We start from the raw sequence: 16,592 nt of genomic DNA, 5'->3' as shown, positions 1-16,592 counted from the left end.
AGAGAGGAAAAAAATTATGAAAAGAGGAATAAAATATGATTTTTCACTGTTGGCGCTTTTGCTGATTCCTGTGGGAGTTTCTCTCAGCGTAGTCGGGTATCAGCTGTCAACGATTTTGAAACTGCCGATCTTTGTAGACCAGATAGGGACTATGCTGGTTTCTATGATCGCAGGTCCCTGGGTAGGGCTGGTAACAGGCCTTCTGGGAAATGTAGTAAATGGAATGCTGAACCCGGTTTCCTTTGGATTTGCTTTTGTTTCCATGGTATTGGGCCTTTTCTGCGGATTCATGTCTAAATGGAAATGGTTCACGAATATTATCGGCATTGTAGTGGGATGTGCCATTATCAACGTAGCTACGGCCATGGCTTCCGGAGTGGTATCTACTTTTCTCTTCGGAGGAGTGACGGGGGCAGGTACCGATCTGGTTACAGCGGCCTTTCTGGCCACCGGACAGGCTCTTTGGACTGCGGTTATCTCCACAAATCTGATTTCCGGAACCTTTAACACGATCATAAACTTTGCAGTCAGCTATATCATTGTCAGAAGGATTCCGGACAGGTTCCTTGTAAAGCTGAACTACGGTATGCCTTATATTAAAAAGAAGGGGGTAAAATAAATGAACAGCAGCATCGGTAAATTATATCCTTCCACTAAATTTGCAGTAATGCTTCTGCTGGTGATTTTCAGCATTTTTACACCGGGTTATGTAATGCAGTATCTGATGTTCCCTCTTGTGGTCCTGATCAGTTTATGCGCCGGCACCGGAAAGCAGTTTCTTGGAACATTTTTTAAATCCATTTTTATCATTATTCTTTTTATTTTTGCTATTCAGGTATTCATTATAAGCAATGAAGATGCCCAGCCAATTTGGGGGTTCCTGCATTTTTCTCAGACAGGGCTTAATGACAGCCTGAGCATGACATCTAAAATTGTGGCGATCAGTTCTCTGGTCATCTGCTTTTTTCAGGTAACGAATATCAAGGATATTACTTATGCCTTGGAAAGATCTGGTGTACCTAAAAAAGTGACTTTTTTGATCTCTTCCACAATCCAGCTGATTCCTCAGATGTCTGCCCTTTCAAAGACGATTACAGATGCCCAGAAGTCCAGGGGCATAGAAACGGAAGGAAATATGCTGATCAGAGCAAAAGCTTTCGTGCCTATGCTGGGACCTTTGGTGCTTTCTTCTATACAGCAGACCGAGGAGAGAGTGCTGGCACTGGAATCCAGGGCATTTTCTTCAAGAACGAAAAAAACTTCGATTTATGAAATGAAAAAGAAAACAGCGGATTACATTCTGGACATTTTGTGTATTGCAGGATTTATCGCTTATATCCTATGGAGGGTTATGTAATGGCAGTGATTTCATTAAAAAATGTAAGTTACCGGTATCCTCTGGAAGAAAACCAGGTCATAAAAAATGTATCCTTTGAGATTGAAAAGGGACAGGTATGGGGGCTTATAGGAGCCAATGAATCAGGAAAAACAAGTATCTGCAATATTATCCGGGGCTTTATTCCTGAAATATACAGAGGAGAACTGGAAGGCGAAGTAGAAATAAAGGGGAAAAAGATCGAATCCTATGGTGACGGCGAACTGGCTTCTGTTGTGGGGTATTCTTTTCAGAATCCCTTTACACAGATATCGGGAGTAAAGGAAACCGTTTATGAAGAACTGGCCTATGGAATGGAGAACATAGGCGTTCCAAGGGATGAGATGATCGATAGAGTGGAGAAACTCATCCAAATCTTTCACCTGGAGAAGCTGAAAGATAAGAATCCTTTTCAGCTTTCAGGAGGACAGAAGCAAAGAGTGGCTCTGGCCTCAATGATCGCCCTGGATCCGGAGATCGTGATCTTAGATGAGCCTACCTCTCAGCTGGATCCTCAAAGTACAGAAGAGATTTTTGAAATTATACAGCTTTTGAAAGAGCAGGGCAAGACAATTATCCTGGTAGAACATAAGATTGATCTGATCGCAGAATACTGCGACCATATACTCTTGATAAGCGGCGGTGAGATCGGAATGATAGGAGAGACAGAAGAGGTCCTTACCGACCCTAAAGTCCTGACCTATGGAGGCCAGCTTCCTCAGGTAGTGCTGTATTTCCTGGAAAGAAGAAAGAAAACAGGAGAAAAAGGGAAGATTCCTCTCACTGTAGAACAGGCTTATAAGATATTGAAGAAGGGAGGCCGGAACTGATGGCATATCTGGAACTGAAGAATGTAAGCTATGTATATCCCAACGGATATACAGCGGTAGAAGACGTAAGCATGGCATTTAAGGAAGGGGAAGCGGTAGCGATCATTGGTCAGAACGGAGCTGGAAAAACTACAACTGTGAAGCTGATGAACGGCCTTCTGCGTCCGTCAAAGGGAGAAATCCTGTTGGAAGGAGAGTCAACAGAAAACAAGACCACTGCTTCCATTGCAAGAAAAGTAGGATATGTGTTTCAGAATCCTGATGACCAGATCTTCCAGGAATCCATTTACAAAGAAATCGCATATGGACTGGTAAAACAAAAAATGAGCCATGAAGAAGTAAAGAGAAGGGCTCTGGAGGCTGCCAGACTGTGCGGCCTTGAGGAAGACTTGGAGGAACATCCTTATAACCTTCCTTATTCCAAAAGAAAATTTATCACAATCGCAGCTATCGTGGCTATGGATCCCAAGGTGGTGATCCTGGACGAACCTACTGCAGGACAGGACCGGGCTTCTATACAGCTTCTGGGAGATATCGTCCATAAGCTGGCAGAAAAGAATAAAATTGTTATTACCATTACTCATGATATGGAGTTTGTAGTGAAGTATTTTAAGAGAGTCATCGTTATGGCAGAGAAAAAGGTAAGGAGAGACGGAGGCCCCAGAGAAATTTTCTGGGACGAGGAACTGCTCAGATTCAGCAGCTTAAAACAGCCATACCTGTGTCAGCTTGCAAATCTTCTGGGATACAGGGATATCCTGACCATCGACGAATTGCTGGAGGTGGATCTATGAAATATCTTTTGATCGACTGTGATCCTGGCCATGACGATGCTCTTGCCATCTTAACAGCCTGTGCCCATAAAGAAGAATTGAAAATTTTGGGAATTACTACCGTGGGAGGAAACCAGACCCTTGAGAAAGTGACGAAAAACGCAGGAAATATCCTGAATTTTATCCATGAGGAAATTCCTCTGGCCCCAGGCCAGGAAGGGCCTTTGGTGAAAACCCTGTCACCGGCCCCTGAGGCTCATGGGGATAGTGGTATGGACGGTCCATATTTTAAAAAGAAAGAATATCCTCTTGCCTCTGACAATGGGGTGACATTTCTGTATGAGAAGATCATGGAAAGCCCGGAAAAAGTGACGATTGCAGCTTTGGCTCCTCTTACGAATATTGCCCTGCTGCTGAAAACCTTTCCTCAGGTAAAGGAAAAGATTTCCTGTATCAGTATGATGGGAGGAGGAATCCACCACGGAAATCGTACAGCCCTGGCAGAGTTTAATATTTACGCAGACCCGGAAGCCGCACAGATCGTATTTGCCTCTGGACTGCCTGTTGTTATGGCAGGTCTGGATGTGACAGAAAAGGCTACTGTGTCTGTAGAACAGATAGAAAGTCTGAAGGAGAAAGGAAGAGTCAGCCGGCTTGCCTATGAATTGCTCAGTTTTTACCATGAAACAGGAAAACAATTTGGATTTACGGAAAGTCCCATTCATGATCTTTGTGCTGTTGCCTATCTTCTGGAACCGGACATGTTTTCCGGCACATATGAACATATCAATGTAATAACAGAAGAAGGCAGAGCCAGAGGACTGACCTATGCAGACAGACGTCTGACCTGCAGGGAAAAGAAAAACGTGCTGGTCCTTGATCAGGTTGACCGGCAGAGATTTGCAGAACTGCTGTTTGCAGCTCTGGAACAGCTGGACCATAAAGAGAGCTGTTAGGGGTGAAGAGGATGTAGAAAAAGGCTTTTAAGGTATTTGATTTACCCTAAAAGCCTTTTCTGATACAAACCTATTCCATACGCAGTACAGCCTTCATAGCTGTCCCGTTGTGAGAATCCTCGAAAGTCTTTGAGGAATGATATTCTGCAAACCTGATCTACTCCTCTATTTCCTCCTTCCTGCTGGTTTATTACGTAAGCGTTATCGGGGTAAACTCTCTGGCCGCCGGTTCCGTCATGGCAATAAGTAAGATTTTCGACGGAGTTTCAGACCTGATCATGGGAAGGATCGTGGACCGGACCCACAGCCGCTGGGGAAAGGCAAGACCCTGGATGCTGCGGATGTGTGTGCCTTTGGCTATATCTACAGTGCTGATGTTTTCTGTTCCCACCTCTTTAGAAGGCCGGGTGCAGATTGCTTATATCTTTCTTACTTATAACCTGGTTTCCACCATTTTCTATACAGCTTTAAATGTTCCCTATGCTTCCCTTCAGGGGCTTATGACTACAAACCAGTATGAACGGGGACTGTTTTGGGTAATTTCCGTATGCTATTGGCTACGGCAGGTACCATGACAGTAAATACCTTTGTTATGAAGATCTGTACCTTTTTCGGGAAGGGAGACCAGTACAGTCCCAGAGGCTGAACCCTTACTTATATCCTTATCGCAGCAGTCTTTGTGATCCTGAACCTGATTACTTTTTCTGCTGTAAAGAACGTGTGACAGAAGTGAAAAATGAATCAGGAGAGAAGGAAAAACAGCCTTCCGTCCTGGCTTGTCTCAAAAGCCTGGTAGTCAACCGGTACTGGATGATTATGGTGGTCTTCCTGTTCTGCCTTTACTTTATGATGTCTACATTTTTTGGCAGCAACTACTATTTTGCTCAGTATGTCCTGGGAGATGAGGCAGCCTTTGCTTCTATATCCAATGCTCTGTCTATAGCACAGATTGCCATTATGTTTGTTACGCCTTTCATCATGAAGAAAATCGGAAAGCGGTATACCGCCCTTATCGGTATGGCCTTAGGGGCTGTGGACTTCCTGATCACCAGCCTGGCTGGAAACAATGTTATGCTGGTGATCGCCAGCAATGCTTTAAAAGGAGCGGCTTTCGGATGTTCCGGCGCAGTGATGTACGGCCTGCTTCAAGATTCCATTACCTACAGTTCCTGGCTTACAGGGGTTCAGGCTATCGGCATGGGAAATGCAGCCTCTTCCTAAATATTACGGAAATGCAGTGGCGGACCTGGAAAAAGGTCTGTATAAAAACAGTTCCAGAAAGGAAAAAGAGCAAAGATAAAAATTGACAAGGGCCATCTATAGGTATATAATATAAAAAATTCTTCAGGGCAGGGTGCAAGTCCCTACCGGTGGTAAAGCCCACGAGCCGCAAGGCATGATTCGGTGAAACTCCGAAGCCGACAGTATAGTCTGGATGAAAGAAGATTTGGCGTTTGAGATTGTATATTTATATACCATAAAAGGTCAGGCTCTGAAATGGATTTCCATTTCAGAGCTTTTTGTATTTTACAATACATTGAGAAGAAGCAAATTCTTCTTCATATGCCTTTTGTCAAGTGTTTAAAAGTCCTGAAAATTTTTATCAGGGCTTTTTCTTTTGCGAAAATTTCCTGTGGAAAAGCCCGATACAGAGAAATGAGGTGATAAGAAACATGTACACGGCACAGGAAGACGAAAAATTTATGAGAAGAGCGCTGGAACTGGCCAAAAAAGGAGAAGGCTGGGTCTCGCCCAATCCTATGGTGGGAGCTGTCATTGTAAAAGACGGCCGGATCATCGGGGAAGGGTGGCATGAAAAATACGGCGGACTTCATGCAGAGCGGAATGCTCTGGCCCGCTGCAGCCAGCCGCCAAAGGATGGGGTCATGTATGTGACCCTGGAGCCCTGCTGTCATTATGGGAAGCAGCCTCCCTGCACAGAGGCCATCCTGGAGGCAGGTATCCGGAAAGTAGTGGTGGGAGCAGGAGACCCCAATCCTCTGGTAGCAGGCAAGGGACTGGAAATCCTCCGGCAGCATGGTGTAGAGGTACAGGAACATGTATTGGAAGAAGAATGCAGGGAGATCAATCAGGTGTTTTTCCACTACATCTGTACAGGTACCCCTTATGTAGTGATGAAGTATGCCATGACCATGGACGGCAAGATCGCCGCCTATACCGGAGCCTCCAAATGGATCACAGGAGAGGCTGCCAGAACCCATGTCCAGAGTCTCCGGCACAAATATCGGGGGATCATGGCCGGAGTGGGAACTGTGCTGGCTGACGATCCTCTTCTCACCTGCCGTATGGATGGGGGAAGAGATCCTGTGCGGATCATCTGTGACACTCATCTTTCCACACCTCTGGATTCCCGGATCCTGGAGACTGCCAGAGAGGTGCCCACGATCCTGGCCATAGGACAGAAGGTAGAAAGGGAAAGACAGATCCCTTATGAGGAGAGGGGATGTACTCTGCTGGAAATCCCGGAGAAAGAGGGAAAGATTGACCTGTCTGTTCTTATGAAAGAGCTGGGGAAAAGGCAGATTGACAGTATCCTCCTGGAAGGAGGAGGGGAGCTGAACTGGTCTGCTATTCAGGCAGGAATCGTCCGGAAAGTCATGACCTATATTGCTCCTAAGCTCATAGGGGGAAAAGAGGCAAAAGGGCCTGTAGGAGGACAGGGATATCCGGATCCTCAGGAAAGCCTGTTCCTGAAACCTGGGAAAATAAGCCGCCTGGGGGATGATTATCTGATCGAAAGCGAGGTGGATGGGAATGTTCACAGGAATTGTTGAAGAAACGGGAGTTATCCGGGGAATCCGGAAAAACCGGGAGTCTGCAGTGGTGTCTGTAAAAGCCGGTAAAGTTCTGGAGGATCTGAAGATCGGGGACAGCGTGGCGGTAAACGGGGTGTGTCTAACAGTGGTGGAATTTTTCCCCGGAGGCTTTGGAGCGGATGTGATGCATGAGACTCTGGACCGGTCCACTCTGGGCAGTCTGAAACCGGGCAACCGGGTAAACCTGGAGAGAGCCATGGCTGCAGATGGCCGCTTTGGCGGACATATTGTAGCGGGGCATGTGGACGGACGAGGCACTGTCCGGAAGATTGAGAGAGATGATAATGCCCTTTGGTATACTATCGGTGCAGGGAGAGAAATTCTTCGCTATGTGGTGGAGAAAGGTTCCATTGCCATAGACGGGATCAGTCTGACTGTAGCGAAAGTCTCAGAGGAGAGTTTTCAGGTTTCTGTGATACCCCACACAGCCCGGGAAACGGTCTTGCAGGACCGGAAGCCGGGAGATGAAGTGAACCTGGAAACGGATGTGATCGGAAAATATGTGGAAAGATTCCTGGCATTTCCCGCCGAGACTGATAAGAAGAAAAATATGGCCGGAGAAGGCATTACTATGGAAATACTGAGAAAATACGGATTTTAAGGAGAGTGAGAACAATGCCGTCATTTCAGACTATAGAAGAAGGGCTGGAGGCCCTGAAAAAAGGTGGATTGGTGCTGGTCACAGATGATCCGGACAGAGAGAATGAAGGAGATCTGATTTGCGCCGCTCAGTATGCCACTACAGAGAATGTGAATTTTATGGCTACCTACGGCAAAGGGCTGATCTGTATGCCTATGACCGAGGAATATGTGAAAAAGCTTCAGATTCCTCAAATGGTGTCTCAGAATACAGACAATCACGAGACGGCCTTTACTGTATCCATTGATCATGTGAGCACCACCACAGGGATTTCTGCTGCAGAACGGTCTGTAACTGCCATGAAGTGTGTGGAAGAGGGCACAAAGCCGGAAGATTTTCGACGTCCCGGCCACATGTTTCCCCTGCTGGCTAAGAAAAATGGAGTCCTGGAGAGGAACGGCCATACAGAGGCTACAGTAGACCTTCTCCGCCTGGCGGGACTGAAAACCTGCGGGCTGTGCTGTGAGATCATGAGAGAAGACGGAACCATGATGCGGACTTCAGAGCTGGCCCAGATGGCAGAAAAGTGGAGGATCCCATTTCTTACCATAAAGGATCTTCAGGATTACCGGAAGCGTCATGAAACACTGGTAGAACAGGTGACTAAGACAGATATGCCTACCAGATACGGGCATTTTACTGCTTACGGTTATATTAACAAGCTGAATGGAGAACACCATGTGGCTCTTGTGAAAGGAGAGGTGGGAGAAGGAGGAAACCTTCTCTGCAGGGTTCATTCCGAGTGCCTTACAGGCGATACTTTCGGTTCTCTCCGCTGCGACTGCGGCCAGCAGCTTCATGCAGCTATGAGGCAGATCGAAGAGGAGGGAAGAGGGATTCTTCTCTATATGCGCCAGGAAGGAAGAGGGATCGGACTGATCAATAAGCTCCGGGCATATGAGCTTCAGGAACAGGGGATGGATACCCTGGAGGCAAACCTTGCCCTTGGCTTTAAGGGAGATGAAAGGGAGTATTATATCGGAGCCCAGATCCTTCGGGATCTGGGAGCAAAAACTCTGCGGCTCCTTACGAATAATCCAGATAAAGTATACCAGCTCCAGGACTTCGGCATGGAGATTGTGGAAAGGGTACCCATCCAGGCACCGGCAAATCCCCATGACATACGGTACCTGAGGACAAAACAGAGAAGAATGGGACATCTTCTGGAGTATTAGACAGGAATAAAATATAAGTGCAAAAAAGGAGAATAAAAGTATGAAAACATTTGAAGGAAAATTAGTGTCTGAGAATATTAAAGTGGGAATTGTCGTAGCCAGATTTAATGAATTTATCACATCTAAATTGTTAAGCGGAGCCATGGATACCCTTATCCGCCATGAGGTAAAAGAGGAAAATATTCAGGTGGCCTGGGTGCCGGGAGCATTTGAAATCCCTCTCATTGCTTCCAAGATGGCAGAAAACGGCAAATACGATGCAGTGATCTGCCTGGGAGCTGTGATCAGAGGAAGCACCAGCCATTATGATTATGTGTGCAATGAGGTTTCCAAAGGGATCGCCTCTGTATCTTTAAAAAGCGGTATTCCCGTGATGTTCGGAGTGCTTACCACAGAAAACATTGAGCAGGCCATTGAGCGGGCCGGTTCCAAGGCAGGAAATAAAGGCTCTGAGTGCGCCGAGGGAGCTATCGAGATGGTAAACCTGATCCGGGAGATCCAGAAAGGCTGACAGAGATTTTGTTCAGTGAGCTGTCGCATTTGTCATATTTGATTAATGCGATAGCTCCCTATTTTGTTGTTTTATCTGTTGCAAATATCTAAATATCGTGTCAATAAAAAGATTTGTATACAAAATATTGTAGAGGTGTAAAAATGACAGAACAAGAATGGCTGGGGGAAGGATACTGTCTAATAGAGGCTTGTATAAAGATGGCCAGGACTTACAGTTATGGAGGGGGCTGCGGCATTGACATTTTTGGACTTGCTCCCAAAGACGCCAGGATCAACAATGCGGCCAAAGAAACTACCGGCTCTGTATCTTTTATGGAACTGTATTCCATGGTCACTTTAAAATGCCATTGCGTAAAAGTGCGAGCAGGAAAAGGGCAGATGTATATCCTTTTTAAGGGATAAACTCCCTGCTCACGCAATATTTTAACACCGTTTCCATCTGAGGAGACACCCACTTATTCCGATGATACAAAAGCTGTTTCCATACCTGAATTTCCAGGCCGGACACTGGCAGGCAGACCAGGGTTCCGGCCTTTACTCTATCTTTTATGACGTAATCGGGGAGAAAGGAGATGCCGGCGCCCTGTTCTACCAGGGAGCAGATCAGTTCTGTGCTCCCGATTTCCAGAACAGGCTGAACTTCCAGGGACAGCTCCGCCAGTTTTTCTTCCAGCAGACGGCGGTAGCTCATGCCTTTTTCTGTCAGGATGAAAGGCTGACGGATCAGTTCCTGGACAGAAAGGGAGGAAGCAGAGGCAAGGCTGGTGCCGGCTCCGGCTACGAAATAAGTATGTACTCTTTCCTCACGGACAATCCGGTATTCTGCATTGTAAATGTGATTATCCAGAGTCAGGATAGCATCTACCTCATTGTGGTTCATAAGCCGGAACATTTCTTCTGTTCCGGCTGCAATGATTTTCAGCGTAATGTCCGGATAAAGACTGCGAAAATGTTGAAAACCTCTGGACAGAAGAGAGGTACACAGAGAGTCAGCGGTAGCCAGACGGATGTGTCCCGCTGCTGTTTTTGTTTTCATGCTGTCTTCCAGCTCCCTGGTCATGCGGTTGACCTGATGAGCATATTCCAGAACTTCCCGTCCCTTTTCTGTGAGATGTACGGTGTGATTGATCCGTTCAAAAAGCTGGGAGCCCAGTTCCTTTTCTAATTGTTTGATCTGAAAAGAGACCGTAGACTGGGAAAAGCCCAGTCTGTCTGCAGCTTTTGTAAAGCTGCGCAGTTCTGCTACATAGATAAATGTTGTCAAATTTTTGGTATCCATAAAGCTCCTCTCCCCGAAAATATTCTCTTTACCATCTGCTTCCATATGCTTCTGAATAGAATCGAATATTTCGATTTATACTATTATAACTATCAATTTTACAGATGATTATTTCTACTATATACTAAAAAGGCGTAATGTACAAGAGACAAAAGAAAGAGGATAGGATATGGAGACAGTTTTTCAAACAGTAAGTAATAAATTTTTGGACATCTTTTACGGGATATTCCATATTTTGTGGGGAGATTTTATTACAGTCCCTCTTCCGGGAGGAAGTTCTCTGGGAATTTCCCTGCTGGTGCTGATTTTGATTCCATCGGGAATCTATTTTACAGTCAGGACCAGATTTCTTCCTTTCCGTCTTTTTTCAGATATGATCCAAGTGGTTACAGAGAAAAAGGGAAATGGACAGAAGGACGGGATTTCCGGCGTACAGGCTCTGATCGTGTCTACGGCAACAAGAGTCGGTATGGGAAACCTGGTGGGCGTAGTGGCAGCCATCTCTGCCGGAGGGGCGGGGGCTGTGTTCTGGATGTGGCTCATTGCCCTTCTGGGGTCTTCCACAGCTTTTGCAGAAGCCACTCTGGCCCAGCTTTATAAGGAAAAAGATCCCCTTTACGGCGGTTATCGGGGAGGCCCTGCCTATTACATACATTACTTTTTCAGAAAGACCAGAGACAGGAGCAAGAAATCCATTATGGCCTGCCTTTTTGCCCTGTCTGGTCTTATCTGCTGGTGCGGCATCAGTCAGGTAATAGGAAATTCTGTTTCCTCTGCCTTTGAAAATGCATTTCAGATACCGCCCCTTTATACCACCATTTTTCTTGTGGCTCTGGCAGCGGTAATTGTGCTCAGAAAAAACGCTTCAGTCCGGGTACTGGATATCATGGTGCCAGTGATGGCAGTGTGCTATCTGCTGGTTACGGTTTTTATCATTGTCACAAATCTGGGGGCCCTTCCGGGAGTCTTCCAGCGGATCTTTGCAGAAGCTTTCGGTTTCCGCCAGGCAGTAGCAGGAGGAATCGGAGCCGTTATCATGAATGGAGCAAAGAGAGGACTTTTCTCCAATGAGGCAGGTTCAGGCTCTGCTCCCTGCGCAGCAGCTGCCGCAGATATCAGTCATCCTGCTAAAGAAGGGCTGCTCCAGGCTTTAGGCGTATTTATTGATACTCTGGTCATCTGCAGCTGTACCGCTATGATCATGCTGCTGACTCCTGAGAGCATGACTGCAGGACTGGAGGGCATGGACCTTCTCCAGACAGCTATGAACTATCATCTGGGGGGTCTGGGAGGCGCCTTTATTGCCATAATCCTCTGGCTTTTCAGCTTTTCAACCTTTATCGGCATCTTGTTTTATGCAAGGTCTAATATCGCTTATCTTTTTGGAGATAACTGGATTTCTCAGAATCTGTATAAGATCCTGGCGCTGGTCATGCTTTTTGTGGGAGGCCTGGCGGCCTATACTTTTGTCTGGGATCTGGGGGATTTCGGCGTGGGGCTTATGACCATTTTTAATATGACGGCTCTGATCCCCATGGCTCCTCAGGCTCTGAACGCTCTGAAGGATTACGAAAAGCAGAAAGAGAACAAAAAAAGTAAGAGGAGAGGAAAGGATTGACCATTGTATTTTCCTTTTAATTGTAGTAGCATTTTACTGTACTTTTCTTTTGGACGAGATCAAGGGGAAGGGATCTGAAGTGGGATGCCCACTTCGTTTTCCAAAAGCGAGACTTGAATAAGTAAGGAGAGGACGTAGAGGAAATGCTTCAGATTCAACACATTTGTAAGGAATACCGAACAGGAAAGCTGGTGCAGAAGGCTCTTGATGATGTAAGCCTGAATTTAAGAGATAATGAGTTTGTAGCAATCCTGGGACCCAGTGGTTCGGGAAAAACCACCCTGTTGAATATTATCGGAGGACTGGACCGGTATGACAGCGGAGATCTGATCATTAATGGTATTTCTACAAAGAAGTACAAAGACCGGGATTGGGATTCTTACAGGAACCATACCATTGGATTTGTTTTTCAAAGCTACAACCTGATTCCCCACCAGACAGTTCTGGCCAATGTAGAGCTGGCCTTGACTATTTCTGGTATCGGGAAGACAGAGCGACGGCAGAGAGCCATAAAAGCTCTGGAGGAGGTAGGTCTTGGAGAACAGCTTCATAAAAAACCAAACCAGATGTCTGGAGGCCAGATGCAGAGGGTTGCTATTGCCAGAGCTCTGGTAAATGATCCGGATATTCTTTTGGCAGATGAGCCTACAGGAGCCCTGGATAGTGATACCAGTGTCCAGGTCATGGACCTTCTAAGGGAGGTGGCAAAGGACCGGTTGGTGGTCATGGTTACCCACAATCCGGAACTGGCTCAGGAATATGCGACCAGGATCGTAAATTTAAGAGACGGAAAGATCCGTTCAGATACGGACCCCTATCTTCCCAATCCGGAAGAACAGGAGAAACCTCAGCATAAAAACATGGGAAAATCCTCCATGTCTTTGTTCACAGCTTTATCCCTGAGCTTTAACAACCTGCGTACCAAGAAGGCAAGGACACTTCTGACTTCTTTTGCCGGATCTATCGGTATTATTGGTATATCACTGATTCTGTCCCTTTCTACAGGGGTAAATAATTATATTCAGAATGTTGAAGAGGACACATTATCAGAATATCCTCTTCAGATACAGAGTACAGGAATGGACTTTACTTCCATGCTTTCTGCCGACAGTGGCGGAAGCGAAGATGAGGAAGAGGCTGGAGAGATAAATGTAATCCAGATGGTGACAGATATGTTCTCTACAATGGATTCCAATGATCTGGAATCTCTCAAGGAATATCTGGACAGCGGAGACAGCGGAATTGAAGAATATACCAATGCCATTGAGTACTCCTACGATGTTGTGCCTCAGATTTATCTTCAGAAAGATGAAGATGTCCGACAGGTCAATCCGGACACCTCATTTGAGGCCCTGGGTATTGGATCCTCCAGCAGCTCCAGCAGCATGATGTCTTCTATGATGAGCACAGATGTGTTTTATGAAATGCCGGAAGATACAGACCTGTATATGGACCAGTATGATGTGAAGGCAGGCCGGTGGCCGGAGAGATACAATGAGTGTGTTTTGGTGCTTACCTCTCTTTCCAGTCTACTGCTGTAGATTAAAACTTCGGATAAATTCTTTTCTTACGGTTTCTGTATCTGTAAATTTGTTCTTCAGTCCCAAAAGTCTTTTCAGAAAATCCTTCTGCCCTTCGGAGAGAGGCAGTTCCTCATACCAGGCCCCTCTTTTTTCTCCCCTGTAGCTGGAATACAGGAGATACAGATGAAAGCACGCTTTTTCTTGCGTGCTTTTGCTGTTTGTGGTAATATAACAGATAAGAAAAGAAGAAAAGGTGAAAAGAGATTATGGCAGTAACAATACAGCAGATTGCTGAGAAGGCAGGAGTTTCCAGAGGAACTGTGGACCGGGCCCTCCACAACAGAGGAAGGATTAATCCACAGGTAGCAGAACGGATCTGGGAACTTGCAGATGAGATGGGCTATGTGCCCAAAGAGAGAAAGAAAAGAGAAAACGGCAAAAAGAAAATAAAAATAGGTGTGGTGACTCAGCTTGCCAAAGCATCTTTTATGCTGGAGGTAAACAGGGGAATCCGGACGGCTGCTTTAGAACTGGCTGACCGGGGTATTGAACTGATTTTAAAAGAGGGTATTTACGTAGATGAAGAGGAACAATTAACGGCTGTCCGGGAATTGCTTGAGGAAGGAATACAGGGACTGGCAATTATGCCAGTGGATTGTGAAGGCGTCAGGGCAGAGCTGAATCGTCTGACAGATGAAGAACATATTCCGGTGGTGACTTTTAACTCAGATATTGTGGGGACCAGAAGGCGCTGTTTTGTGGGAATGGATAACCGGCAGAGCGGGAGAACTGCCGCAGGGCTCATGGGGCTTCTCACAGGCGGCAGGGGAAAGGTTTTGCTTATCACAGGATATTTCAGCAATGATGTAGATAACCAGAGGGTAGATGGATTTATTGAAGAGGCAAAGAAAAGTTATCCAGATCTGGAGATTGCAGGTGTTCAGGGCAGTTTCGATGATACTGATGAGGTAGAGCGGATTGTGGAGAACGCTATGACAGGTATTGCCGGGATCAGAGGGATCCTGGTAGTCTCCGGAGGCCAGGCAGGAGTGGGAAGAGCCTTTGAAAAGCTGAATATCCAGGACCGGCCTTATGTGATCATTTATGACCAGACGCCTAAGAATGAACGGGCTTTAAAGAGCAATGTAGTGGATTTTCTTATTGACCAGAATGGATATGTGCAGGGCTATCGTCCGCCTCATATTCTGGCAGATCTTCTTCTAAAAGGAAGGGAGCCGGAAAGGGAATTCTGGTTCACAGATATAAATATAAAAACAAAATATAATTTGTAAGGACACAGAGACTGCTGTATTGAACAGAAAGGGAAAATATTCCCCGATATGTTTTATGAGGCAGTCTCTTTTTATGTATGCGTGCCAAGAAAAATGCGTGCATAATATAAAATAACGCAAAATATAAAAATGTACGCAAATAGCACTTGTGCATTTTGACGTAAAGTGTTATTATGAGCATATAAAGAAACTGTACACTATCAGTAACGAGAACTGAAAGAAAAGGAGAAAGTAAAATGGGAGAAATCAAAAAACTGGGTTACTATGTAAACGGTTCTTTTAAGGAATCTAAGACGGAGAAGTACACAGATGCTTACGATCCAAGTACGGGAGAAGTGATCGCGAAGGTTCCCTGCTGTACCCCTGACGAAGTAGAGGAGGCTATCCAGGCAGCGAAAGCGGCATTCCCAGGCTGGTCTGGCACACCTGTAAAGAAAAGGGTCCAGATCCTTTACAAGGTACGGGAACTCCTTTATGCGCATATGGATGAGCTGACTATGTCTGTGGCAAAAGAGAACGGCAAGGCCTGGGCAGAAGCAGAGGGAGATGTGCTGAAAGCTATCGAAGGCACAGAGCAGGCGATTTCCGCACCTTCCCTTATGATGGGTGAGAGCCTGATGAACGCATCTAAAGGATATGACACAGTTTCCTACAGAGAGCCTCTGGGAGTTTTTGCAGGAATTATTCCTTTTAACTTCCCTGCTATGATACCTATGGGCTGGATGACTCCTATCTGCATCGCCTGCGGTAATACTATTGTACTGAAAGCAGCTACTTTTACACCTCAGACCTGCATGCGCATTGCAGAGCTGTACAAAGAAGCCGGACTTCCTGACGGCGTAATCAATATTGTTACCTGCTCACGCCATGAGGCAGAGATTTTCCTGAGCCATCCAGATGTAAAGGGTATTACTTTTGTAGGCTCCACTTCTGTTGGAAAACATATTTATGCTACGGCAGCTTCCAATGGCAAGAGAGTACAGGCTCTCTGCGAAGCTAAGAACCATGCTCTGGTACTGGAAGATGCGCCTATTGAGAGAACAGCAGCAGGAATCATCAACGCTTCTTTTGGATGTGCAGGAGAAAGATGTATGGCCCTTCCTGTAGTGGTAGTACAGGAAAGTATTGCTGACCAGCTGGTAAATGCCATTGTAGAAAAAGCAAAGGCACTGAAAGTAGGACCGGCTTATGACAAGGCTTCTGGCATGGGTCCGGTAATCAATGCTAAGCATAAAGAATCTGTGGTTAACTGGATCAATAAAGGTATCGAAGAAGGTGCAGAACTGGTACTGGACGGAAGAGACATTGTGGTTGAAGGCTATGAGAACGGCTTCTACGTAGGACCAACAATCCTGGATCATGTAAAACCGGGAATGACTGTAGGGGACAGAGAAATTTTCGGACCAGTGCTCTGCATTAAGAGAGTAAAAGATTTCGAGGAAGGTCTGGCTGTAATGAATGCAAATCCATTTGCAAATGGATCTGTGATCTTTACACAGAATGGTCATTATGCAAGAGAATTTGTCAGCCGCACAGACGGAGGTATGGTAGGAGTAAATGTAGGTATTCCTGTACCTATCGGCATGTTCCCATTTAATGGACACAAACAGTCCTTCTTTGGAGACCTCCATACTCTGGGCAAAGACGGCTACCGTTTCTATACAGAGCGGAAAGTAGTTACCACCCGGTGGTTTGATGAAGAAGAAAAGAAAGTAAAAACCGTTTCTACATGGGACGGAACCATCTGATGGCCGGATACGCCTTAAGCACGGAGAAAAAAC

16 protein-coding genes, 1 pseudogene and 1 riboswitch are annotated in these 16,592 nt (G+C 45.9%); of the genes and pseudogenes, 16 read left to right on the top strand and 1 reads right to left on the bottom strand.

Annotation, left to right across the window (positions count from 1 at the left end; all coding sequences use genetic code 11):
* The first annotated feature begins 16 nt into the window (after positions 1–16).
* The 12 genes from B5G33_RS10655 (at position 17) to B5G33_RS10600 (ending at position 9,501) form a co-directional block, all read left to right on the top strand.
* Entirely contained in the window at positions 17–619 is a 603-nt protein-coding gene (locus B5G33_RS10655) for an ECF transporter S component (protein ID WP_087268374.1), read from the top strand.
* Positions 620–1,357, top strand: coding sequence for an energy-coupling factor transporter transmembrane component T (locus tag B5G33_RS10650; protein WP_087417640.1), 738 nt, complete (start codon positions 620–622; stop codon positions 1,355–1,357).
* On the top strand, positions 1,357–2,205 hold the full coding sequence (locus tag B5G33_RS10645) for an energy-coupling factor ABC transporter ATP-binding protein (RefSeq protein WP_087268368.1): 849 nt from the start codon (positions 1,357–1,359) through the stop codon (positions 2,203–2,205). The genes B5G33_RS10650 and B5G33_RS10645 overlap by 1 nt, the downstream gene beginning before the upstream one ends.
* Positions 2,205–2,999: an energy-coupling factor ABC transporter ATP-binding protein gene (locus tag B5G33_RS10640; protein WP_087417639.1), complete on the top strand. Its 795-nt coding sequence runs from the start codon at positions 2,205–2,207 to the stop codon at positions 2,997–2,999. Before B5G33_RS10645 ends, B5G33_RS10640 begins: the two co-directional genes overlap by 1 nt.
* Entirely contained in the window at positions 2,996–3,934 is a 939-nt protein-coding gene (locus tag B5G33_RS10635; protein ID WP_087417638.1) for a nucleoside hydrolase, read from the top strand. Before B5G33_RS10640 ends, B5G33_RS10635 begins: the two co-directional genes overlap by 4 nt.
* Before the next feature lie 152 nt (positions 3,935–4,086).
* A complete protein-coding gene (locus B5G33_RS10630) occupies positions 4,087–4,509 on the top strand; it encodes an MFS transporter (protein ID WP_087417637.1) in 423 nt (140 codons plus the stop codon).
* Positions 4,487–5,155, top strand: a complete 669-nt coding sequence (locus B5G33_RS10625) for an MFS transporter (protein ID WP_087417636.1) — start codon at positions 4,487–4,489, stop codon at positions 5,153–5,155. The genes B5G33_RS10630 and B5G33_RS10625 overlap by 23 nt, the downstream gene beginning before the upstream one ends.
* 115 nt (positions 5,156–5,270) lie before the next feature.
* Positions 5,271–5,385, top strand: a riboswitch (FMN riboswitch).
* Positions 5,386–5,607: 222 nt separating this feature from the next.
* On the top strand, positions 5,608–6,729 hold the full coding sequence (ribD, locus tag B5G33_RS10620; protein WP_087417657.1) for a bifunctional diaminohydroxyphosphoribosylaminopyrimidine deaminase/5-amino-6-(5-phosphoribosylamino)uracil reductase RibD: 1,122 nt from the start codon (positions 5,608–5,610) through the stop codon (positions 6,727–6,729).
* A complete protein-coding gene (locus tag B5G33_RS10615) occupies positions 6,710–7,372 on the top strand; it encodes a riboflavin synthase (RefSeq protein WP_087417635.1) in 663 nt (220 codons plus the stop codon). The genes ribD and B5G33_RS10615 overlap by 20 nt, the downstream gene beginning before the upstream one ends.
* A gap of 14 nt (positions 7,373–7,386) precedes the next feature.
* Positions 7,387–8,586: a bifunctional 3,4-dihydroxy-2-butanone-4-phosphate synthase/GTP cyclohydrolase II gene (locus B5G33_RS10610; protein ID WP_087417634.1), complete on the top strand. Its 1,200-nt coding sequence runs from the start codon at positions 7,387–7,389 to the stop codon at positions 8,584–8,586.
* Positions 8,587–8,626: 40 nt separating this feature from the next.
* Positions 8,627–9,097, top strand: coding sequence for a 6,7-dimethyl-8-ribityllumazine synthase (ribH, locus tag B5G33_RS10605; RefSeq protein WP_087417633.1), 471 nt, complete (start codon positions 8,627–8,629; stop codon positions 9,095–9,097).
* Between the two features lie 143 nt (positions 9,098–9,240).
* The gene (locus B5G33_RS10600) at positions 9,241–9,501 is read left to right on the top strand and encodes a hypothetical protein (protein ID WP_087417632.1); all 261 of its coding nucleotides are present in this window, start codon (positions 9,241–9,243) and stop codon (positions 9,499–9,501) included.
* Here B5G33_RS10600 and B5G33_RS10595 read toward each other — a convergent pair.
* Positions 9,491–10,378 carry a LysR family transcriptional regulator gene (locus B5G33_RS10595; RefSeq protein WP_158229602.1) on the bottom strand — a complete coding sequence of 296 codons (888 nt, stop codon included), beginning with the start codon at positions 10,376–10,378 and terminating at the stop codon, positions 9,491–9,493. The two genes, B5G33_RS10600 and B5G33_RS10595, sit on opposite strands and share 11 nt — an antisense overlap.
* 169 nt (positions 10,379–10,547) lie before the next feature.
* Between B5G33_RS10595 and B5G33_RS10590 the strand changes: the two genes are divergently transcribed.
* The 4 genes and pseudogenes from B5G33_RS10590 (at position 10,548) to B5G33_RS10575 (ending at position 16,559) form a co-directional block, all read left to right on the top strand.
* A complete protein-coding gene (locus B5G33_RS10590) occupies positions 10,548–11,996 on the top strand; it encodes an alanine/glycine:cation symporter family protein (RefSeq protein ID WP_087268346.1) in 1,449 nt (482 codons plus the stop codon).
* Between the two features lie 143 nt (positions 11,997–12,139).
* Positions 12,140–13,534, top strand: a pseudogene (locus tag B5G33_RS10585) (ABC transporter ATP-binding protein); the annotation flags it as partial.
* A 251-nt stretch (positions 13,535–13,785) separates the two neighbouring features.
* Complete coding sequence (locus B5G33_RS10580) at positions 13,786–14,811, top strand: LacI family DNA-binding transcriptional regulator (protein WP_087268338.1); 1,026 nt, start codon at positions 13,786–13,788, stop codon at positions 14,809–14,811.
* Positions 14,812–15,047: 236 nt separating this feature from the next.
* On the top strand, positions 15,048–16,559 hold the full coding sequence (locus B5G33_RS10575) for a CoA-acylating methylmalonate-semialdehyde dehydrogenase (RefSeq protein WP_087268335.1): 1,512 nt from the start codon (positions 15,048–15,050) through the stop codon (positions 16,557–16,559).
* Positions 16,560–16,592 lie beyond the last annotated feature (33 nt).

This window comes from Blautia sp. An81 (genome assembly GCF_002161285.1).
GTDB classification, from domain to species: domain Bacteria; phylum Bacillota; class Clostridia; order Lachnospirales; family Lachnospiraceae; genus Blautia; species Blautia ornithocaccae.
This window is presented reverse-complemented; position numbering and strand designations above follow the sequence as displayed.